This is a genomic window from Photobacterium sp. MCCC 1A19761, assembly GCF_037389125.1.
GTDB lineage: Bacteria > Pseudomonadota > Gammaproteobacteria > Enterobacterales > Vibrionaceae > Photobacterium.
On the sequence record NZ_JAZGTF010000010.1, the window covers coordinates 61,881 to 81,695 of the forward strand.

Below are 19,815 nucleotides of genomic sequence, written 5' to 3' on the forward strand. Positions count from 1 at the left end.
CGATTGGCTAAGCTCTCCCCATAGATTGGATCTGATTGAAACGCTCGCAGGTCAAGCGGGCGGTGGCGCTGAGTGTGGTGCCGCAGAGGTGCGTATGTATGGGGCGGCATGTCGTAATCGTCATGGTATTGGTGGGACTTTGCCTGGGAAACGGGGCGAGAGCAGCGGAAGGCGGCGGGCGCTACCAACCCGGGGCCTTGTCCGCGATGGCGCTGTGGGTGCCGGACGAGGAGCATTTTGCCGTGCGGCTGTGGTTTCATCATTACGAAGGGACCATGGCAGACGGAACTATGGCAGAGAATGCCGTGCCGATGAGTGGCGGGCTGGCGTCGGGCGTAGGGACGGACGAGCGGGAATGGGCGGTCGGGTTGCTCTGGCGTCCGTGGTGGGCGCTGGCCGGGGATTGGACTTATGCCGCAGCGTTGAAGTTGCCTTATGTGACGTCTGAAGTGACTGCGCGTTCGAGCGCGAATCTCAGGGATGCGAACCATGCTGCGGAGAGCGGCCTGGGCGATCTGGAGCTGATCCCCCTGATGGTTTCGCGAAGCACCGCAGAGTATTGGCGCCAGCAGTTCCGGCTGAGCCTGATTGTCCCGACCGGCAGCTATGAGCCGGGGCGACTGGCAAATCCCGGCGATAATTACTGGACGCTGCGCCCGGTGTTTTCATTGTCCTATCAGGAGCCGGCGCTAGGGCAAGCCTTCTCATTGCATGCCGGGATCGACATTCATAGTCAAAACCGGGCTACGGATTATTTGTCCGGGATCCAGGCGTCCGTTGAATCGACGCTCAGCCAGTACGTGATATTGCTGGGCGGCTTTACCGGCATTGGGATCAGTGGTTATTGGACCCAACAGTTAACCGCAGACAGCGGTGACGGTGCGCGGTCCGGATCGTTTCAGGGCCGGTCGTTGGGATTGGGACCTGTGCTGAGTTACCGGCGTTTTCAGGCCGGCGGCACCCTGAGCGGGGAGCTGAAGTGGCTTACGACGCTCGATGCCCAACGGCAGTTTGACGGCGAGATGCTGTCTTTCAATCTCAGTTTTTCGTATTAAGGTTGCAGGCGTTTGTCTAAGAAAAACAGTGGCTTTTGTTTGCCTGCAACCTTTCTTTTTCTATCGGCCTAGCTGTCGCTGTAGCTGTAATTGCCGTTGCAGAGGTTAAGGCTTGAGCACAAACGACTCGATCACCTGAGCGACGCCGTCATTGTCGTTGGTGTCGGTGATGTGGTCAGCCAGCGCCTTGGTGGCGTCGCAGGCGTTGCCCATCGCCACACCCAGGCCGGCATAGCGGATCATATGATGGTCATTGCCCGCATCACCCATGCAGATCACCTCATCCGCTGAGATTTTCAGGTGCTCAGCCAGCATGGCAACCCCGGCGCCTTTATTGCTTTGCGGATGCAGCACTTCCAGAAAGAAGGGCGCACTTTGGACCACGGAATACTGCTCGTACAGCATGGCTGGCAGCTTGCTAATGGCGGCGGATAGAATGTCCGGGTCGGCCACCATCATCACTTTGATGATTTCCTCTTGATCGTCCAGTTCCGCGAAATCCAGCTCGGTGATTGGCATGCCATTGAGGGTGGATTCATGCTCGGTATAGCGGCTGTTTTGTGGGGTGATCAGGCCGCGCTCGGGAGAAAAGGCATGCACATGGACGCCCAGATCAGCAGCCAGACTGGCAACATTCTTGGCATCACGGCCCTGAATCACCTGGCGGTGAATGATTTGGCGGCTTGCAACCCGCTGGATCAGGGAGGCGTTGTAGCTCAGAACGAAATCATCGTCGCTGAGCATGTCTAATTCCGTCAGGTAGGCGGTCATTCCTTCAAGAGGCCGGCCGGAGGCCAGGACGACTTTCACCCCTTGTGCGCGGGCATCCGCAATGGCTTGTTTGGTCCGGGGGGACACCTGCTTGTCAGAATTGAGCAGGGTGCCGTCCATATCCAGGGCAATCAGTTTATACATTGTGCTCTCCATCATCATTTTGCCCCCATCATAGTCAATTTGTGTGATCAAATCGATATTTCGAATGGCGGCAAAATGATGGCGCTTCCTGCCGGGGACAGAGAGCAGCACAGCGGAACATGGCAGGTCGTCAGTGGTCCGTGACGTTTCATCCTATGAAATACGGCAGCGGTTCATAATGTCCAGGCTGTCGTTTTTGTCCTGGGTGGTGACACCATAAAATCCGATCAAGGTGTGGAAGAAGTTGTCATGCGACAGTTGCGTCCCGTTGGCCAGGGATTTCAGACAGTCCCGATCAATGTGCTGTTGCGTTGCATATTGATCCGGAATCCAGAGGAGCCAAGGGACGGTGGTCTGGACTTCCGGCGCGATCATATAGGGTGTGCCGTGCAGGTAGAGCCCTTTTTCCCCCAGTGATTCCCCGTGATCTGAAATGTACATCAGGGCCACGTTGTACTGGTCGGTGTAGGTTTTGAGCTGCTTGATGAGCAGCGCCAACACATAATCGGTATAGGCAATCGTATTATCGTAGGTATTGATAATTTGTTGATCAGAGCAATGCTCAATATCACTGCGCTGGCAATCCGGTAAGAATCGGGCCTGTGAGCGCGGATAGCGCTTGTAATACGTAGGGCCGTGGCTGCCCATAATATGGAATGCGATCAGTTGGTTGCCGGTCTTGGCCTGTACCTGCTGATCAAGCATCGGGAGCAGGACTTCGTCATAACAGGCGTCGTCTTTGCACAAGCGGGCATTGGCGTTGGGGTCGACTTCAATGCGCTGAAAGTTTTTTGCGATGCCCTTGTCCCCGCCGTCATTATCAATCCAGGTCAGCGCGACGCCGCTATGACCGATGATATCCATGGCATTGTCCCGATTGGACGCGGTGGCTTTGTGATAGTTGCTGCGGTTCATATTTGAAAACATGCAGGGAACCGACACGGCGGTGGCTGTCCCGCAGGAGGAGACATGCTGCATCGCGATGAGATCCTGGTTTTCTGTAAACGGGTTGGTGTTGCGGCTGTAACCGTTGTAGCGGTAATTCATGGCCCGGGCGGTTTCACCGACAACCAGGACCACCAGATTAGGTTTGCCGTTCGGGACTGGTTTTAGTTTGGCGTCCTGCCCCAGCGGTTGATAGGCCTGAGGGGCTGACAGGTAATTGCGTTGGATATATTTCAGGCTGTTAAAGGCAAACGCCGGGTTAATCATTTTATTCAGATAACTGTTGTTGCGCCCGACCGAGGCATAATCTTTATAGAACAAAAGGGCAATCAAGATGATTCCCAGTACTGAAATCACAATCGCACCAAGCCGACTTGAAACCGCTTTGAACAGGGTGTTTGATTTTTTAACGGTAATCAGGCTAAGGAAGATGGATGGGATGATTCCGAATATCGTAAAAAATAAAATTGCGCTTGGGTTGAGATAGGAATAGGCCTCGCCAACATTCGTTTCAAAAACGTTTTCGACCATGCCGTAGTCAAAAATAACGTTGTATTTGATCGCGGCATAAAAGGTTAATGATGAAATTAACGTTAAAGTGATGGTGAAAGGTTTGAGCAGCAAGGGAAACGAGAATAACGAAAAAATAATGACAAAACAGAAGAGTAGCAGTACCGGGCTACTGGCGACGAAGCTCATTGAACTGGTTGATGCCAGTTGATAGATCTTTTCTAAAACAGGCAGGTTGAGGACAAAGGCAAAATAAGCCGCAACCAATAAAATATAGCGGGTGGCGCTCATTTCCACTTGAGGCGTTTTTAGAATTGCCGTGGTGAGTTTGTTCAAGTTCGAAAGCCCATTTGGAATGAAGTGATTCAAGGCTAGCGGGCCAAGCTTAAGATACACTTAAGAGAAATTGAGGATAAACTGAAACTGTGATGTACTCTGTTATCGAAAAGGTTCTGTTGTGTATTCGTTAAAAAGATAAATAATTTCACCAAGGCTGAAATTATTTCACTGCAGAACGATGCTTATTCAATGACTTTCATGGCGGATCGATTGACCTCTAGTCTTGAAATTGATGCATGGATTTCAGTGTCCCTTAAGAAAATAGTGCAACGCTTACCCTTGAGCAATCGTTAAAAGGGGGATGCATATGCCTGTTTCTATTCCAACCTCAATCTTTGTGACTGCATTACTGACTTTGTTGGCCTCGTCATTCCATTCTGATGATGTGTGCTCGACGCAACCGCAAGAGGCATGGTTGCCGATGGCGCAGGCCAGAGCAGAGCTCCAGCATCAGGGGTACCAGATTCGAACCTTTCAAAAAACGCGCTCGAACTGTTACAAGCTGCATGGGTTTGATCAGGACGGAACCAAAGTGGACGTCTATTTCAGTCCGGTGGATCTGAGTAAAGTGAAAGAGAATCGCTATGGTTAGATCAGAGTAGGTCTGTTTGTCCCTGTCAGCGTCTGTGTGCGGGAAAGACACAAAACTTTGAATACTACCACACGCTACCGACACGGCTGACAGGGACTAAGCAGGGGACTTCTGCTAACTGGAGGCTTGTAAGGGGAGGGCTGGCTTTCTTCGGATCAGCTCACTGGCGGCCAGGGCGCCACAAACGATACAGCCCATGGCCAGGGCGGCGGTGGAAGAAATGGATTCGCCAAATAGAGGCACAGCCAGCAGCGCAGCGACGACCGGGGTGAATGAACCCAGCGCGGCGCTCATTTCTGCGCCAAGCCGGGAAATGGCAAAACCGTAGCAGTAGTTCGACAGAATACCGACCACAATGCCCTGGATCAGAAAATGAGTGAACACTTCGTTCACCGGTGCTGAGAGTAGATTAAACTCCAGCCAGCCGGTAAGGCCGCAAACGGCAAGCAGCAGGCAAGCCGAACCGGCCAGGACTGCGCCGCTGCTGGTGGGGCTCAGGCCGCTGACTCGCATGGCGATGGTGAACCAGGCCCAACTGAAGCTGGCAGCCAGAAGCAAGCCGTGGCCCTGAACGATTTGTAACTGACCGCGGAACAGGGAGTTGGCAACAAAAAGGCCAATGCCCACCACAATCAACCCAATCCCAACCTTACGGGCATCTGAGATTTTCTCCCGATAACAGAAAACAGCAATGGAAGAGACAAACAACGGCAGGATCCCCGGGATCAGCGATGCGCCATCGGCTACCGGGGCCATGCGCAGTCCGTTGGCTGCCAACAGCATAAAGGGAAGCCCGGCGCCAAAGGCGATCGCCAGCAGGTAGCGTTTCGGCGTCGCAGCGACTTGACTGGCTTTGGGGAGGCTGAGTGCGCCGAAAAACAGTGCCGCCGGTAAGAAACGCAGCAGCGCCATATCGCCGACGGTCAGCATCGAACTGCCCGATGCGCGGAGGGAGAGAAAAAAACTTGACCAGATCAGTAAGGTGGCCAGCATCGCCAGTAATCCTGCTCCGAGCTGCTTGGATTGTAAACGTTCCATCGTTCATTTTGCCTGTGGGTTGTGGGAACTATCATTATGGCGAAGGGGGATGGGATATCGTTGGCAAAATAGGTGTCAATAACTATGAATTTTGCCTGAATTAACTAATATGACCTGAAATATTGGTCATTTTTGCCAAGGATGAGATTGTGGGTGATTTCATCGGCAGAACAATGGAGCGAAGGGATATAAATGGATACCAAAGACAAGCAGATCCTCGCGGCACTGCAAAGTGATGTCCGCAAGACAACGGCTGAGATTGCGGATATGGTCGGTTTGTCCGTTTCCCCCTGTGCCCGGCGGATCCGCAAGCTGGAAGCGGATGGGGTGATTTCAGGGTATCAGGTTAAATTGGATCGCCAGAAAATGGGGTTGATGATGACCTTTTTCGTCAATGTCCGACTCAGCCAGCACCGGGACCAGGTGATCAGTGAATTTGAAACGGCGGTTGAAACCATGGATGAAGTGATCAGCTGCCATGTGATTTCCGGCGCTTATGATTACCTGATGGAAGTGGTCAGCAAAGATCTGGCCCATTACGAAGCCTTCATGCGCAAGCTGCAAACCTTAAGTATGGTGCAGGACATCAATACCAACCTCGCGATTCGTCCGGTGAAGCAGGGCACACCACTGCCGATGAGATAAGTGGCGAGTCAGGGTGAAAAAAAGCAGCCCGGAGGCTGCTTCGTCGATTCCTTTTCCTGTTTTCTCGGTGGTGTAAGATTACAGCGCGGTGTTGAGGATCGCGCGGCTCTCAGCCAGCCCGATCTTGCCGTGCTCGCCCAGCGCGGTCATGCCGTGGCTTTCCAGGCTGGCCATGATGACATCGACTGCATCGCTCCCCAGTTCTACATCAGCCAGACGGGTTGGCACCGTCATTTGCTTGAAGAACGCGATGGTTTGAGCGATGGCGGCATCAATGCGCTCCTCTGTGGTGCCTTCAGTGATACCGAAGATACGCTCGCCGTATTGCAGCAATTTCGCTTCTTTGGCGCTGCGTTGTTCTTGCATCACTGCCGGCAGCACGATGCTCAGGGTACGGGCATGGTCGATGCCGTAGTTACCGGTCAGCTCGTGGCCAATCATGTGGGTGGTCCAGTCTTGAGGAACCCCCACGCCAATCAGACCATTCAGTGCTTGGGTGGCGGCCCACATGACGTTAGAGCGCACCGCCATATCGTTCGGGGTTGCCAGCGCTTTCGGGCCTTCTTCGATCAACGTGAGCAGCAAGCCTTCGGCGAAGCGGTCCTGGACTTTGGCCTCAGCCGGGTAGGTCAGGTACTGCTCCATCACGTGGACATAAGCATCGACCACACCATTGGCAACCTGACGTGGCGACAGGCTGAGCGTGGTTTGCGGATCCAAGACGGCAAAGCGCGGCTGAACCAGCGGCGACATAAAGGCCAGCTTGTCTTTCCCGCGGGAGACCACGGAGCCCATGTTGTTTTCTGAGCCGGTGGCCGGTAGCGTCAGGACACAGGCCAGTGGCAGTGCAGCAGTCACCGGTTCATTGTTGGCCAGGATGTGCCAAGGATCGTCACCGGTGTAGCTCGCCGCTGCAGCGACGAATTTGGTGCCGTCAATCACCGAGCCGCCGCCGACGGCCAGCAGGTAGTCATAGCCTTCGGACTGAATTTTGGCAACCGCTTGCATCAGGGTATCGTACTGTGGGTTTGGCTCAATGCCGGAAAACTCTCCCCACTGGTGATCGGCAAGCGCAGCTACGACCTGATCATAAACGCCATTGCTTTTAATCGAGCCGCCGCCGTAAAGCACCAGGACTTTCTTATCTTGAGGGATATCGTTGGCAATTGCCGCGATTTGGCCTTCTCCGAAATGAATGCGTGTCGGGTTGTGATAAGTAAATTTGTTCATCATTTGCTCCGGTGTGTGTATCCAGCGTCGAGGCTGTTTCTGGGGAATGAGTTTAGGTGAGCATCGCCGATTGGTTAATACACAATTCTGTCTGATATTTGCCTGATTCTGCTTATCGGGCAAAAAGCCTTGTACTTTGCGGCGGAAAAGCGATGATGAGCGGGTGGAGGAGCGTGTATGAAAAAGAATGCCACTTTGGCCGAGTCCGTTTGTCAGTATTATGGGCTGGATAGACGGCAAGGGCGTGTCGAAACCCTGATCCCCGGGGTTCGGCTGTTTCGACTGACCCAGTATTGCAAGGTCACCCCGCAAATGTACCAACAGGGCGTGGTGGTCCTTTTTCAGGGCAACAAGATCGGCCACTTGAACGATTACCAGTTTGAATATGATACCGAACATTGTCTGATTGTGGCGACGCCGTATCCGATAGCCTGTGAAACCTTTGCGTCGGAAGATGCCCCGTTGATTGGGGTCGATATTGAATTTGATTTGGCGACGATTCAGCAACTGGTGGAAACGCTGGAGCAGCAGGATCCCCCATTTGTATTCGATTCGGACCTGCATGGCCGGGGGGTTGCGGCTTCTCCGATAACGCCTCAGGTGACCGATTGCATGGCGCGCCTGCTGAGGGCGATGCAACATCCGCTGGATGCCAGGGTGCTGGGGCCGCAGCTTCTCCGGGAGTTTTTCTACTTGTTGTTGCAGGGTAAGCAGGGGCATTTGCTGTCGCAATATTGTAAACAGGACAGTGCCCTGGCGCGGGTTTCGAAGGTGATCAACCACGTGCAGGCCCATTATCCACAGAAGCTGGTGATTGATGAGCTGGCCCAGATGGCCGACATGAGTACCTCGGCATTTCACCGGACCTTTAAGCAAGTGGTGACGGATCCGCCGCTGCAATACATTAAGAAAATCCGTCTGAACAAAGCCCGGACCCTGATTGTTCAGGATGGGATGCCAGCCAATGTGGCAGCGACTCAGGTCGGCTATGAAAGTGCGGCGCAGTTCAGTCGCGAGTTTAAGCGCTATTTCGGTTTGCCGCCGAGCAAAGCGGCAGAGATTGGCGCGATGGCATCTTAGCCGGTGATTGGCTTGTGATGAAAAAAGCCGCTCAGGAGAGCGGCTCTGAATGAGCAGTGGTTGGTTTTCTATTTACTGCGGCTTACTGCGGCAGGGCAGGAACATCGTCGTGCTCAATCACACGATACGCTTCACTCCAGATCTCCCCTTCAGTTTCATCCATGTAGTCAAAGTCAGTGACCCAGTTGGACTGCCAGGTAAAGAGTTTGACACTGAACTCAATCCCGTTGGTGGCGACTATTGTGCTGTGCTCAGTCAAGTCGATGCCATCGATTTCGGCGTTGAGTTCAAGTTGGCCGTTAACGATTTGCCACTCAAAGCTGACTTCCTCGGTGTCATTCGGATCTACGTTTCGGTAGAGCCCGTCAAACCAGCCGTCATTGTCTCCATCTGTATCAAAATACATCAAGTACTCGGTTTCTTCGTCGATGGCCTGCCAGGCCCTGTTTTGTAGTCCTTCATTGGTGAACAACGCCTTTCGGTTGTCAGCTGGGTAAGTCATACACGCTGCAACCGCGGCATTGAAGTTGTCCATGGTTTTCTCATGGCCTTCGAAAGGTACTTCGTTTGCATCGTCGTAGTCGGAATCGTCCAACGTGCAGGTGTTAACGCTGACTTGAGGATTGTGGATCTTGGCGACATAGGACCAGATTTCATCCACCAGTGGCTCGCCGGGATAGGCGTCATGCGTGTAAACCTTAAATGCATAGCTGCTGCTGTCGATATCGACCTGAGTCAGTGCAAGAAGCTCATAACTCGGATCGTTGTCTCCGTAGCTGATGCGGATCAGGCCGTTGTCGAGCTCCCACTGGCGTGGCGTACGTTGCAGGCCATCTTTGAAGTATTCGAGTGTTCCCCCTTCATTGAACTGATAGGCGTGCGTGCCGCCACTCCCATTCACCCGGAGCAGGTTCATGTTATGGAAGAGGCCCACATAGGCATCGGCTGCAAGGTATCCGCAAGTTGCAAGTGACTGAAGGAAGTCTGCTTCAGAGGCCGATGCTGCTTTATCCCCCTCGGTGCAGCGCTCGAATTGCGGCAGGTTGTCGACACTGGCGTTGTTATAGATGGTATCAATTGCGACTTGGTTTAACAGGATTTCATCATCCGTATCCACACTGCTTTTGATTGCACCTTTACGAACATAGCCATTTTGTACGGCGAAGAAGACCTGGCGCTCATCTTCGTCAAAATCATTGTCGGCTCCGGCAAGCTCCTCTGGCACGGTAAACTGATACAGTGTTTGGCCATGAACGGTCGTTGCCTGCCAAGTATCGGTATGGGATTTAACAAAGTTATCGCCGGCAGTCCGATACCACAACACCAGTGTTTTACTTGCGTCATTCACCAACTCAGCCAGGGTGTTCCTGGAAAGCCAGACGCCTTGAATATCGTTTATTTGCTGCCCGTCACTGGCGGTTTCAGTGGTAATCGCAGACAGCTCAGTCGGAGCCTCGGCATCAAGGTTTAACCAAGCCTGGTTACAGTTTCCATTGAGCGGTACGTCGCAGTCGTCGTCATGCCAGAGCTCGTAGCGAGCCTCCGTGCTGGCTTGCTCTTCAATTTTGTAACCTTTGGCCCCTTGGGGAAATTTCAGACCATCGGGTAAATAAGGCAGATATGCCTGAGTGTGAGAATAGCTCAGGAAAGGTGCCACCTTTTTGCCGAAGAGGTCAATTTCTTTGAGGGAGAATTGATGATCCAGGCTTGGATCCTGATGCAGACCAATATCGGCGAAAACGGCTTTGTTTTGATCGGCTGAGCGGAACACGAGCATATCATAGGCAGCTTGCCAGGCTTCATCTGAGTCCTGCGTGAGTACCCAGCTATCGATCTCCATGCCATCTGTATCAATGGCATCCAGGCTTTGGGTAGACGTCATATCAGCTTCAGTCAGTTCGATAGCATCTTCACTGTATGAGTCCCACTCATAAATATTCTCTGTGGTGACACCATTACTGAAACTGATGTTACCGGCTTCCAGCTCAACCAGCGCTGTGTTGTTTCCATCCCACTTGTCGGCCCATAACCACCAGATCCCATTTTCAAGCGCTGTTGCGGTATTGGTGGTCACCATCTGTCGTTCAGTTTGAATACGCTCAACGACATTGGTTGCCAGCTCTTGTATCTCTGGTGTTTGCAGAATCGTGGCGACGGTAAAGTTCAAATCGCCCAGGCTGTTGACAAGACTGTCGACATTTTCGGCTACGTTAGCAATGAGCTTGCTGACCAGATCATCGGCGGACTCAACATCAGTCGGACTGCTGCCAACAGCACCGGCGTAATCCCCCCAGCCATCCACTGAGGTAATTTCCTTCAATATTGCCTGGTAGGCGACACTGCTGTTCAGATCGACCTGAAGCTGATTTGAGGTCGTGGGTGCCAGCAGGACATCTGATGGTAATTGCTCCCCAAGCTGAACAGCCGGTGTCCCGTCATCGAGGGAAACCAGGACGACACAGTCCAGACGCTCACCGCCTGGTAAAGTAATGACATAAGTACCATCGGATTCTTGTTGCCAATTATCGCTGGTGAGTTTGACGGTTTCGATGACGTTACCGTCAGGTCCGATGACGGCGACGGCGAAATTATCCCGGGTTAAGTCATTAACAGCGTCAGCATAAGCAAGGCTAAACAGTCCAAATGATGTGCTGGCTTGACTATTGGCGTTGTTTAAAAGTTGTGACGGGGCATCGACACTGACACTAAAGCTGGTGGTGGGGGTGTCCTCAGTCCCTGTATTGCTGTGGGTTGAACTGCTGTCATCATCACAGGCGGCTAACAGCGTCAGTGTGCTGATGAAACAGGCGATCCTTAATTTATCCATATTGGGTACCTTACTCTCTACGCTTTTTTGAAATCATCCATGTCACCTGGATAGCAATTGACCTGAGCCGGGCAATGGAGCCCGGCAAATGTGAAATATGAATTCAGATCCAACTGCGGAAAATCAAGTGAACTTGTTTCTGGACACTGAAGTCGGAAGTGACTAGCAAAGAATATGAATGCGTAGCCACAAAAGCTGTCCCCATCTGGGGACAAAAATGTTTCAATCTTGAGAAATTTATAATTTAAAGGGGATAGAGCCTTGACCGACTTGCGCGGAATTAACGGATCGGCTGATTTGAAGAAGCATAGTAGGCCGGGCTGGCGACGAGTTTCGCCACGAGTTCACTTTGCCGCGACGTATCGGTCTTTTTCATGATCCGCTTGATATAGGTGCGTACAGTTTCGGGGGAGAGGTAGTGTCGCTCGGCAATTTCTGCGGGTGAGAGTCCGTCCACAAGGCTGCAGCTGACATTGGCTTCATTTCTCGACAGTTGGAACAGGGCCATCAGGGCCTGCGGATCCAATGTGGGCTTGTTATCGGCATTGTAGATAAAGACCGCGGCGCCTGTTTCGGCGTCGGTATCCACCGCCAGCAGCGGAGTGACGGTGACGATCACCGGCATCATCTGGCAGGAGTTCAATTGCAGGGTTTCGACTTGTTCATGCGCAATACTGTGTTGGATGGCCTGGCGGATCTCTGCTGTTTTTTGCGGGTTGTGCCAATGAATACGGCGATTCAGCACTTTCACAGAATGAGTATGGGCCAGGTACTGGCAGGCTTTCGCATTCTGCTGACAGACGTTCCCGAATTGATCCACCAGCAGAACCGGCAACTGAATTTGATCAAACAGCAATTGTGAGAGGAGGTGGGATTTATCTTGATCAACTTTCAGGTGATACAGGTGAAGCGCGTGCTGAATATGGGGAAGCAGTTGGGTCAGGGTGCGCCGCTCATCGGCTGTAAAATCCCCCTGATCAGCCCGGCGTTGAAAGAAAAGCTGGCTGACCCATTCTTCATCTGCGGCCAGAACCGCGCCGGCAGCATACTGAATATCCAATGGACTGAGCCATTGCTGGTAGTAATCCGGGTGGGTGATTTGCAGTTGTTTGGTTGTCTCAACGCCGAGGTAGCAAAAATGCCCCGGCTGTGACTGGGTCAACTGACCGACTAAGGGATCAATGTGTTCGTAGTGAGTCTGAAAAGTGGATAAATCAGTGATCGAGAGACCTTCGCACCAAATGATCCGGGTTTCCCCGGAGATCTGATTTGCCATCAGCACGCCGCCGGAGCGTAAATTAAACTGCCGGATAAATTCGGAGAAAAAAGGCGTGAATCCATCCGGCAAAATTAAGGCGCCGTACAATTGTTTGATCAAATCCTCGAGGGGGCGGGTTGTGGTCATTATATCCTCCGGGTTTGAATGGTGCATCCAGTTGACAGATATGCAGTGAGCGCAAGTTTAGTGTTAACTTTGATATTAATCATAGTGGGAATGATTTCAGGAGAAAAAATAATTTTTCTGATTATTTTAGAAGAAATGACAATGCGTTTTAACACTGGTTTTCTTGCGGGAATAAGGGGTGTGACTGTGACCACAAATTAAATTTTTTCTGGCCTTTTTCAGCATTGGTGTCTGCTTTCCTATTTCGCCGATTATGGCAATCAGGTATGGTTAAGCTGAAAGGTGTCAATAAATTGGCTGTGTTTCACGGTAGCAAGAGAGTGCGAATGTTTATCTCCAAAAGTCGGCATCAGGATGCCCTACAAAAAAAACAAAACCAACATGATGCTGAAGTGCGGGCGCTGCATGAAGAGATTGCGGCGTTGACACAACAGCTCGAACGAAAAGGGGAGAAGCACACCAAGCTGGAGTCGAAAGTGGTCTTGAATGCCGAATTATCCGCGCATCAACAGCAAGGGAATGAGCTACTCAATACGATTCGCACCAGCCTAATTGACAGTGCTGAACAATTACATGCAGAAGAGCACCATTTATCTGAACTGGCAGATATTTTCGGCCAGACCCGGGATGCCGTGAAACGGTTGGGATCCCGCACGCAGATGATTGTCCAGCAGGCGGAGCAGAGTAAATCTCTGGTGGTGCGGCTGGATGAAGCCGCCGCAGGGATTAATAAATTCCTGGAGGTGATTCGTAATATCTCCGATCAAACCAACTTGCTGGCTTTAAATGCGGCGATTGAAGCGGCGCGGGCGGGGGAATCCGGACGGGGATTTGCGGTTGTCGCGGATGAAGTTCGTAGTCTGGCTGCCACCAGTAATGAAGCCAGTAACAATATTGACACCCTGGTGAGCGAAGTTAAATCATTGACTGAAGGGCTGAAAGCGGCCAACGAAGAGAATCTTGCCTGTGTCGAGGAAGTCTCTTGCAGTAATGTCCAGATTGGTGCCGTGATTGAGCAGGTGTTATCCAGCAGTAGTCAGATGAAAGATGTGATTGAATCGACGTCGGTTCGGGCTTTCCTGGAAACGGTTAAATTAGACCATACTGTTTGGAAGAACGACATTTATAACCGCTTAGCGACCAGCAATTATGGTGCCGTCAACGGTCATACAGAATGCCGGTTGGGCCATTGGTATTTTCAGGGGGCGGGCTATGAGCATTATCGCCACCTGGATGTTTTTCAGGCCATTGATCGTCCTCACCAGGCCGTGCATGACATGGGGAAACAGGCTTTGCAGGCTAAACAGGCAGGCGATTATGATTTGCTACTGACGTCGACGGCGGCGATGGAAAGAGCCAGTAAAGAAGTTGTCGAGCTGATTGATGATCTGATTGCTCGGGTCACGCATGCTTAATTGATGAGATAAAATTTAAGGGTTAGAAAAAAGCCTCCAGAATATGGAGGCTTTTTAATTATGATTTTTTCTCTTTAGCATCTTTCAAAATTTCTTTAATACGCTTATTTGATACGCGCTTCGCCATATTAACACTCCTTTTCTTGGTTACTAAACTCAACATTTAATCACGTTTGAACTGGTGTGAAGGGTTGCTTTATGGACCAGGTGACAATTTGTCATGTCGGGTTCATGAAAGCCTGATATTCAATATACCGACTTCATGGAGAATGAAAACCGGCGTACCTGAGAGCTTGTTTAATTTAAATTTGTCAAATGACGTTTTATTTTGTCCGTTCTGTTGTTTATTCATAAAAATACACATTTATTTTTTGGTATCGACGGTGTATGGAAAATATAGGTCTGCACTTGATAATATCCGGGAAATAAAACTTTGATTCCCTTCTTGTGACCGAATTCACAAAAATAGAATTCCCCCTCGTGTGCCGATGGCAATTGCATTGGTCACTCCGGTTTATCCTCCGTGAACGGTTTGAAAATTAAACATCATAGTGAGCTCCATCGCATCCACCTCATCGGATGTCAGAATTTTCTGGAGAACAAATGCATCCTGTTGCATTTTAAGTCGGGTAATAAAAATCAATAGGATAGGTTGGTGAATACAATCAGGAACACGGACAGCGCCCCGCTGGCGCCTGCTAAACCCTTGTCAGTGGGGTTTCATGCTTTATCAGAAGTGATGTTGTCCGCTCGGCCCGAGGCGTTAAGCGTCGCTTTTACAGGCGATGAACAGCTGAGCTGGTCGCAGTTTACCGCCGACGTGGCGGCCTGGACCGAGTGGCTGTGCGGCCAAAAAGCCCGCCGGTGGGCCTTGTGTTTTGATGATAGCTACCACTTTGCTGTGGGATTCATGGCGGCAGCACATGCCGGAAAACATCTGATTTTGCCCGGAAATAGTCAGCCTGAAGCGCTGGCCGAACTTGTTGATCAATTTGACGGGTTGTTACATGACCGCCCGGATCTGGTCGAGATAGCGCATGCGTACTCACTCCCCGGATATCGACCGGTGCCAGTCACCGGCCAGCCACTGACGACGTTGTCGGCTGAGCACGTCTTACTGACGTTATTTACTTCCGGCTCCAGCGGCAAACCGAGGGCGGTGGGGAAATCTTTATCCGGATTGGAAGCGGAAATCGACGCGCTGGAGCGCCAGTGGGGCACTGAACTGGCAGAGACGCAGGTTGTCAGCACGGTATCTCATCAACACATTTATGGCCTGTTGTTCCGGGTGTTGTGGCCGCTGTGCGCAGGTCGGCCATTCAGCCGCCAGGCCCTGGATTACCCAGAGCAGGTGGTTGCTGCTGCCGGTGTGTCGACCACGTTGATCACCAGTCCGGCGTTGTTGAAACGGCTGGGCGATACCACGGCGGCTTCGGTTGCACCATACCGCGCTATTTTCTCGTCCGGCGGCCCGCTGCCATTGGCGGCTGCCCGGCACAGTAAGGCTCTGTTGGGTTCTTTGCCACATGAAGTGTTCGGGAGCACCGAGACCGGCGGGATCGGCTATCGGCAGCAACAGGATGCACAGACTAGCTGGCAGCTGTTTGATCCGATTGAAATGTCGGTCAATGCGCAGCATTGCCTGCAAATCCGCTCGCCATTTATCGATGCAAAGCACTGGTACCAGACTGATGATCTGGGAGAGCTGCGCGGCGACCGGCATTTTTTGTTGAAAGGCCGGGCCGATCGGGTGGTGAAGATTGAAGAGAAGCGCATTTCTCTGGCGGAAGTCGAGCGTCGGCTGATCCAGTTAACCTGGGTCGAAGAGGCTGCGGTGCTGCCGCTACAGCAGGGAGAACGACTGGCCCTCGGCGCCGTACTCAGGCTGACCACCGAAGGCCGGCAATTGCTGAGCCAGGTTGGTAAAGGCCAGTTCTGGATGCAACTGCGTCGGGCGCTTCGAGGATGGCTGGAGCCGGTTGGTATTCCGCGGCGTTTTCGGGTGGTTGAGGAAATGCCCGTGAACCGGCAGGGCAAACGCCAGGTCGGCGTGTTACAGCAGCTTTTTGAAGTGAGTGTCGCAGATCATGAACAAGGTTGAGGAAAGCGCAGCCGTGCTAAAACGAGCTCCCCAGGTGATGTCAACGCAGTGCCAAGCCGATCAGAAGATCCTGACCTTGTGGATTGATCCTGAACTGGCGGATTTTCAGGGGCATTTTGTCAATTATCCGGTGTTACCCGGGGTGACTCAAATCGGCTGGGCGCAGGCGTTCGGCAAAGAATTCTGGCAACCATGGGTCTTTGCCGGGATGGAAAACGTGAAATTTCAACAGCCGGTCCGGCCCGGCGATACCGTGGTTCTGACGCTGAACTGGGCGTCCGACATTTCTAAGCTTTCTTTTCGGTATGCGTCGGCACCGGATATTGAAGGTAAATCAGTCATACATACGTCCGGGCGGATCCGGTTTCTTCCGGCGTAGCAGGAAATTGAGTGGAGTCATCAGCATGAAAGCAACAGATCAAAACATTTCCCGGGCAGCGCCTGTCTATATCCATGCCTGTGCCAGCCATTCTGCGCTGGGGTGTTCGGAGCAGCAAATCCGCCAGCGTCTGGCAGACGGGGTTTCGCCCGATTTGGTTACGGAGACCGGATGGTTAAACCAAGGGATGGCGACCGTGGTCGGGAAAGCCGCTGGCGAGCGCCCGACACTGCCTGAGCGGTTACAGGAAAATGATTCCGGCAATAATCGTCTGGCCCTGTCTGTACTGCAGGCAATTGAAACACAGGTTCAACAGGCCATCACTGCCTATGGCGCTGAGCGGGTCGCCGTGATTGCAGGAACCAGTACTTCAGGGATCGCCGATACGGAAGCCGCGATTTTAACGCAGCAGGAAACCGGTGCGTTTCCGCCCACGTATGGTTATCAGACGCATGAACTCGGAAGCATCGCCGCGTTTGTCGCGGACTATTTCGGGGTGAGCGGTCCGGCCTATACCATTTCCACGGCTTGCTCTTCCAGTGGTCGGGTGTTCCTGGCTGCGCGGCGTCTGTTAACTACCGGCATGGCGGACGCGGTGATTGTGGGCGGCACGGACTCGTTGTGTCAGCTGACTATTAACGGCTTCTATGGCCTGGATGCCATGTCCGACAGCCTGTGTAATCCGTTTAGCGCCAACCGCGAAGGGATCAATATCGGCGAGGCATCCGCCTTTATGTTGCTGTCTCTGGAGCGGCCTGCGACGACGGACAAGCCGATCGCATTGCTGGGTGCCGGGGATAGCTCAGATGCCCACCATATTTCGGCACCGCACCCGGAAGGGAAAGGGGCAGAAGAGGCGATGCGAAGAGCGCTGGCCGATGCCGGGCTGACGCCGGATGCGATTGGTTATGTCAATGCGCACGGCACGTCGACACCGCTGAATGATGCCATGGAGGCGAAAGCGATTTACCGGATATTCGGGGATCAGGTGCCCGTCAGCTCGACCAAACCGCTGACCGGACACACGCTCGGTGCTGCCAGTGCGGTGGAGGCGGCGATTTGCTGGCAGATTTTGCGGGATCAACTGCCATTGCCGGTTCAGGTTCACGATGGCGTCCGGGATCCATCCATGGCCCCGATCAACCTGGTCCAGCAGGGGATGACGCTGAGACAACCGGCGATTTTGAGTAACTCCTTTGCCTTTGGCGGCAATAACATCAGTTTGATTTTTGGCCATCCGCATGACGCATAATGTGCCAAGCGCGGAGATACCGCCGTTATCCCGGCTGTTGCCTCATGATACGCCGATGATCTTGCTCGATACCCTCATCGCGGTGAGTGATTCGAGCGTCCATTGTCAGCTCACGCCGACAGCAACGCATTTTTTCTTCGATGCTGACGCCGGGGAACTGCCGGGTTATGTCGGGATTGAACTGATGGCCCAGGCCGTAGCGGCCTGGGATGGCTATCATGCCTGGCTGGACGGCCGTGCTCCTGCCGTGGGCTTTTTACTCGGCAGCCGCCAGTATCAGGCGTCATGTTCTGCCTTTCCGGTGGACCAACTGCTCGACATCTATGCCGAGCAGGTCACCGTTAGCCATAACATGGTGGTGTTCCGTTGTCGGATTGAACAGTCAGGACAAGTGTTGGCCAGCAGTCAACTCAACGTGTTTGTGCCCTCGCCGACACAGCTGGCAGAGATGGAAGAAGGAGTGAGTCAATGAAGCGACGGGTGTTAGTGACCGGAGCGAATAAAGGGATTGGGCGTGCTGTCGCCTGCCAGTTGGCCCGGGATGGCTTTGAGGTTGTGGTTCATTACCGCGGCGATGTTGCCGGTGCGCAAGAAACGCTGGCAATGATTGAAGTGGCGGGTGGGGTCGGCGGATTACTGCAATTCGATATTCGGGAGCGTCGACAATGCCAGGATGTCATTGAGACCGATATTGCCGCCTATGGCGCTTATTACGGCGTGGTGTGTAATGCCGGGGTTTCCCGGGACATGGCGTTTCCGATGATGAGCGGAGAAGATTGGGACGGGGTGCTCCATACCAACCTGGACGGGTTCTACAATGTGTTGCACCCTTGCGTCATGCCGATGGTGAAGCTGCGCCGGGGAGGACGAATTGTGACGCTTGCTTCGGTGTCCGGATTGGTCGGGAACCGGGGGCAAACCAATTACAGTGCTGCCAAAGCCGGGGTGATCGGTGCGACGAAAGCACTGGCGCTGGAGCTGGCGAAGCGGAAAATCACCGTGAATTGTGTCGCTCCGGGGTTAATTGATACCGGGATGGTGGAAGATCATGTCCGCGAGCAGATCGTGCCGACAATCCCGCTGCAACGCATGGGCGCATCGGAGGAAGTGGCCGGGCTCGTGAGCTATTTGATGTCTGATGTGGCCGGATATATGACGCGTCAGGTTATTTCGCTCAATGGCGGGGTGGCCTGACGCGGTTTTCACAGAGCCGCGTCCGGGCGCGGCTCTGTCTCTTGCTTTGAACAGGCCGGGTTTAATTTTTCTGGATTCATAGAACTGGATTCGGTAGGGCCGGTTTTGTCGTATCGATTCCATCGAATCAGGCTCGACATACAGCGCTAAACCTCATGGATGTGACTCGCCTGACACCGCCCGCCTTCTGCTGTCCTGGCACCGAAGGTCATGTTTTTTGATTCAAAGGTTTATCCTGTCCGCCAGATTCCTTAAACTTGCATTTCATTTGACTGAATCGGGTCAGCAACAGCTGACGGTAAGGTTCGAGTCGTACAGAAGAAGCGGAAGTGAGGAAGAACCATGACCAAAGCTAAAATTGGTATCGTGACGGTCAGCGATCGTGCCAGCGCCGGGGTGTATGAGGATATTTCAGGGAAAGCGATCATCGAGACCCTGAATGCGTACCTGACCTCCGAGTGGGAGCCGGTGTATGAAGTGATCCCGGACGAGCAGGATGTGATTGAAGCGACCTTGATCAAAATGGCAGATGATCTGGAATGCAGCCTGATTGTGACGACCGGTGGCACCGGCCCGGCCAAGCGGGACGTGACCCCGGAAGCGACAGAAGCCGTGTGTGATCGGATGATGCCGGGCTTTGGTGAACTGATGCGTGCAGAATCCCTGAAGTTTGTCCCGACGGCCATTTTGTCGCGTCAGACCGCCGGTTTGCGCGGTGACAGTCTGATTGTCAACTTGCCGGGCAAGCCGAAATCGATCCGCGAATGCCTGGATGCTGTTTTCCCTGCTATACCTTACTGTATTGATCTGATGGAAGGTCCATACCTGGAGTGTGATGAAGCGGTGATCAAGCCGTTCCGTCCGAAGCAAAAGTAACTGGATACCGGCAATCC

At 52.9% G+C, this 19,815-nt stretch carries 17 protein-coding genes; 11 read left to right on the forward strand and 6 right to left on the reverse strand.

What is annotated here, in order from left to right; genetic code table 11:
- Positions 1–98: 98 nt before the first annotated feature.
- On the forward strand, positions 99–1,055 hold the full coding sequence (locus tag VV869_RS11990) for a SphA family protein (RefSeq protein ID WP_337735144.1): 957 nt from the start codon (positions 99–101) through the stop codon (positions 1,053–1,055).
- A 105-nt stretch (positions 1,056–1,160) separates the two neighbouring features.
- Here VV869_RS11990 and yidA read toward each other — a convergent pair whose 3' ends face one another.
- Both yidA and VV869_RS12000 read right to left on the reverse strand, forming a co-directional pair.
- Positions 1,161–1,970, reverse strand: a complete 810-nt coding sequence (gene yidA, locus VV869_RS11995) for a sugar-phosphatase (protein ID WP_337735145.1) — start codon at positions 1,968–1,970, stop codon at positions 1,161–1,163.
- A gap of 153 nt (positions 1,971–2,123) precedes the next feature.
- The gene (locus VV869_RS12000; protein ID WP_443147314.1) at positions 2,124–3,716 is read right to left on the reverse strand and encodes a phosphoethanolamine transferase; all 1,593 of its coding nucleotides are present in this window, start codon (positions 3,714–3,716) and stop codon (positions 2,124–2,126) included.
- Positions 3,717–4,071: 355 nt separating this feature from the next.
- Between VV869_RS12000 and VV869_RS12005 the strand changes: the two genes are divergently transcribed.
- Positions 4,072–4,356: a PepSY domain-containing protein gene (locus tag VV869_RS12005; protein ID WP_337735147.1), complete on the forward strand. Its 285-nt coding sequence runs from the start codon at positions 4,072–4,074 to the stop codon at positions 4,354–4,356.
- A 114-nt stretch (positions 4,357–4,470) separates the two neighbouring features.
- Here VV869_RS12005 and VV869_RS12010 read toward each other — a convergent pair whose 3' ends face one another.
- A complete protein-coding gene (locus VV869_RS12010; RefSeq protein ID WP_337735148.1) occupies positions 4,471–5,394 on the reverse strand; it encodes a DMT family transporter in 924 nt (307 codons plus the stop codon).
- 192 nt (positions 5,395–5,586) lie between these two features.
- Here VV869_RS12010 and VV869_RS12015 point away from each other — a divergent pair, with 192 nt between their 5' ends.
- Positions 5,587–6,039 (forward strand): Lrp/AsnC family transcriptional regulator, encoded by a 453-nt coding sequence (locus VV869_RS12015; protein ID WP_261603724.1) that lies wholly within the window; start codon positions 5,587–5,589, stop codon positions 6,037–6,039.
- A gap of 78 nt (positions 6,040–6,117) precedes the next feature.
- Here VV869_RS12015 and VV869_RS12020 read toward each other — a convergent pair whose 3' ends face one another.
- On the reverse strand, positions 6,118–7,269 hold the full coding sequence (locus VV869_RS12020; RefSeq protein WP_337735301.1) for an iron-containing alcohol dehydrogenase: 1,152 nt from the start codon (positions 7,267–7,269) through the stop codon (positions 6,118–6,120).
- 177 nt (positions 7,270–7,446) lie between these two features.
- Here VV869_RS12020 and VV869_RS12025 point away from each other — a divergent pair, with 177 nt between their 5' ends.
- Positions 7,447–8,349, forward strand: a complete 903-nt coding sequence (locus VV869_RS12025; protein ID WP_337735149.1) for an AraC family transcriptional regulator — start codon at positions 7,447–7,449, stop codon at positions 8,347–8,349.
- An 82-nt stretch (positions 8,350–8,431) separates the two neighbouring features.
- Here the strand turns inward: VV869_RS12025 and VV869_RS12030 are convergent, their stop codons facing one another.
- Together VV869_RS12030 and VV869_RS12035 are read right to left on the reverse strand one after the other, a co-directional pair.
- On the reverse strand, positions 8,432–11,176 hold the full coding sequence (locus tag VV869_RS12030; protein ID WP_337735150.1) for a hypothetical protein: 2,745 nt from the start codon (positions 11,174–11,176) through the stop codon (positions 8,432–8,434).
- A 280-nt stretch (positions 11,177–11,456) separates the two neighbouring features.
- A complete protein-coding gene (locus tag VV869_RS12035) occupies positions 11,457–12,581 on the reverse strand; it encodes a helix-turn-helix transcriptional regulator (protein ID WP_337735151.1) in 1,125 nt (374 codons plus the stop codon).
- 326 nt (positions 12,582–12,907) lie between these two features.
- On the opposite strand from VV869_RS12035, the gene VV869_RS12040 reads away from it, so the two are divergent.
- The 7 genes from VV869_RS12040 (at position 12,908) to mog (ending at position 19,798) form a co-directional block, all read left to right on the forward strand.
- A complete protein-coding gene (locus VV869_RS12040; RefSeq protein WP_337735152.1) occupies positions 12,908–13,996 on the forward strand; it encodes a methyl-accepting chemotaxis protein in 1,089 nt (362 codons plus the stop codon).
- Between the two features lie 655 nt (positions 13,997–14,651).
- A complete protein-coding gene (locus VV869_RS12045; protein ID WP_337735153.1) occupies positions 14,652–16,097 on the forward strand; it encodes an AMP-binding protein in 1,446 nt (481 codons plus the stop codon).
- A gap of 13 nt (positions 16,098–16,110) precedes the next feature.
- Positions 16,111–16,476: a 3-hydroxyacyl-ACP dehydratase FabZ family protein gene (locus tag VV869_RS12050; RefSeq protein WP_337735154.1), complete on the forward strand. Its 366-nt coding sequence runs from the start codon at positions 16,111–16,113 to the stop codon at positions 16,474–16,476.
- Between the two features lie 25 nt (positions 16,477–16,501).
- Positions 16,502–17,728 (forward strand): beta-ketoacyl-[acyl-carrier-protein] synthase family protein, encoded by a 1,227-nt coding sequence (locus VV869_RS12055; protein WP_337735155.1) that lies wholly within the window; start codon positions 16,502–16,504, stop codon positions 17,726–17,728.
- Complete coding sequence (locus VV869_RS12060) at positions 17,718–18,200, forward strand: hotdog family protein (RefSeq protein WP_337735156.1); 483 nt, start codon at positions 17,718–17,720, stop codon at positions 18,198–18,200. The genes VV869_RS12055 and VV869_RS12060 overlap by 11 nt, the downstream gene beginning before the upstream one ends.
- Positions 18,197–18,922 carry a 3-ketoacyl-ACP reductase FabG2 gene (locus tag VV869_RS12065; RefSeq protein WP_337735157.1) on the forward strand — a complete coding sequence of 242 codons (726 nt, stop codon included), beginning with the start codon at positions 18,197–18,199 and terminating at the stop codon, positions 18,920–18,922. The genes VV869_RS12060 and VV869_RS12065 overlap by 4 nt, the downstream gene beginning before the upstream one ends.
- 342 nt (positions 18,923–19,264) lie before the next feature.
- Complete coding sequence (gene mog, locus VV869_RS12070) at positions 19,265–19,798, forward strand: molybdopterin adenylyltransferase (RefSeq protein WP_337735158.1); 534 nt, start codon at positions 19,265–19,267, stop codon at positions 19,796–19,798.
- Positions 19,799–19,815 lie beyond the last annotated feature (17 nt).

What these genes read in the sequence shown, in the direction of transcription:
- VV869_RS11990 (WP_337735144.1), top strand. Translation starts at nt 99, where the DNA reads ATGGGGCGGCATGTCGTAATCGTCATGGTATTGGTGGGACTTTGCCTG.
- yidA (WP_337735145.1), bottom strand. Translation starts at nt 1,970, where the DNA reads ATGTATAAACTGATTGCCCTGGATATGGACGGCACCCTGCTCAATTCT.
- VV869_RS12000 (WP_443147314.1), bottom strand. Translation starts at nt 3,716, where the DNA reads ATGAGCGCCACCCGCTATATTTTATTGGTTGCGGCTTATTTTGCCTTT.
- VV869_RS12005 (WP_337735147.1), top strand. Translation starts at nt 4,072, where the DNA reads ATGCCTGTTTCTATTCCAACCTCAATCTTTGTGACTGCATTACTGACT.
- VV869_RS12010 (WP_337735148.1), bottom strand. Translation starts at nt 5,394, where the DNA reads ATGGAACGTTTACAATCCAAGCAGCTCGGAGCAGGATTACTGGCGATG.
- VV869_RS12015 (WP_261603724.1), top strand. Translation starts at nt 5,587, where the DNA reads ATGGATACCAAAGACAAGCAGATCCTCGCGGCACTGCAAAGTGATGTC.
- VV869_RS12020 (WP_337735301.1), bottom strand. Translation starts at nt 7,269, where the DNA reads ATGAACAAATTTACTTATCACAACCCGACACGCATTCATTTCGGAGAA.
- VV869_RS12025 (WP_337735149.1), top strand. Translation starts at nt 7,447, where the DNA reads ATGAAAAAGAATGCCACTTTGGCCGAGTCCGTTTGTCAGTATTATGGG.
- VV869_RS12030 (WP_337735150.1), bottom strand. Translation starts at nt 11,176, where the DNA reads ATGGATAAATTAAGGATCGCCTGTTTCATCAGCACACTGACGCTGTTA.
- VV869_RS12035 (WP_337735151.1), bottom strand. Translation starts at nt 12,581, where the DNA reads ATGACCACAACCCGCCCCCTCGAGGATTTGATCAAACAATTGTACGGC.
- VV869_RS12040 (WP_337735152.1), top strand. Translation starts at nt 12,908, where the DNA reads ATGTTTATCTCCAAAAGTCGGCATCAGGATGCCCTACAAAAAAAACAA.
- VV869_RS12055 (WP_337735155.1), top strand. Translation starts at nt 16,502, where the DNA reads ATGAAAGCAACAGATCAAAACATTTCCCGGGCAGCGCCTGTCTATATC.
- VV869_RS12060 (WP_337735156.1), top strand. Translation starts at nt 17,718, where the DNA reads ATGACGCATAATGTGCCAAGCGCGGAGATACCGCCGTTATCCCGGCTG.
- VV869_RS12065 (WP_337735157.1), top strand. Translation starts at nt 18,197, where the DNA reads ATGAAGCGACGGGTGTTAGTGACCGGAGCGAATAAAGGGATTGGGCGT.
- mog (WP_337735158.1), top strand. Translation starts at nt 19,265, where the DNA reads ATGACCAAAGCTAAAATTGGTATCGTGACGGTCAGCGATCGTGCCAGC.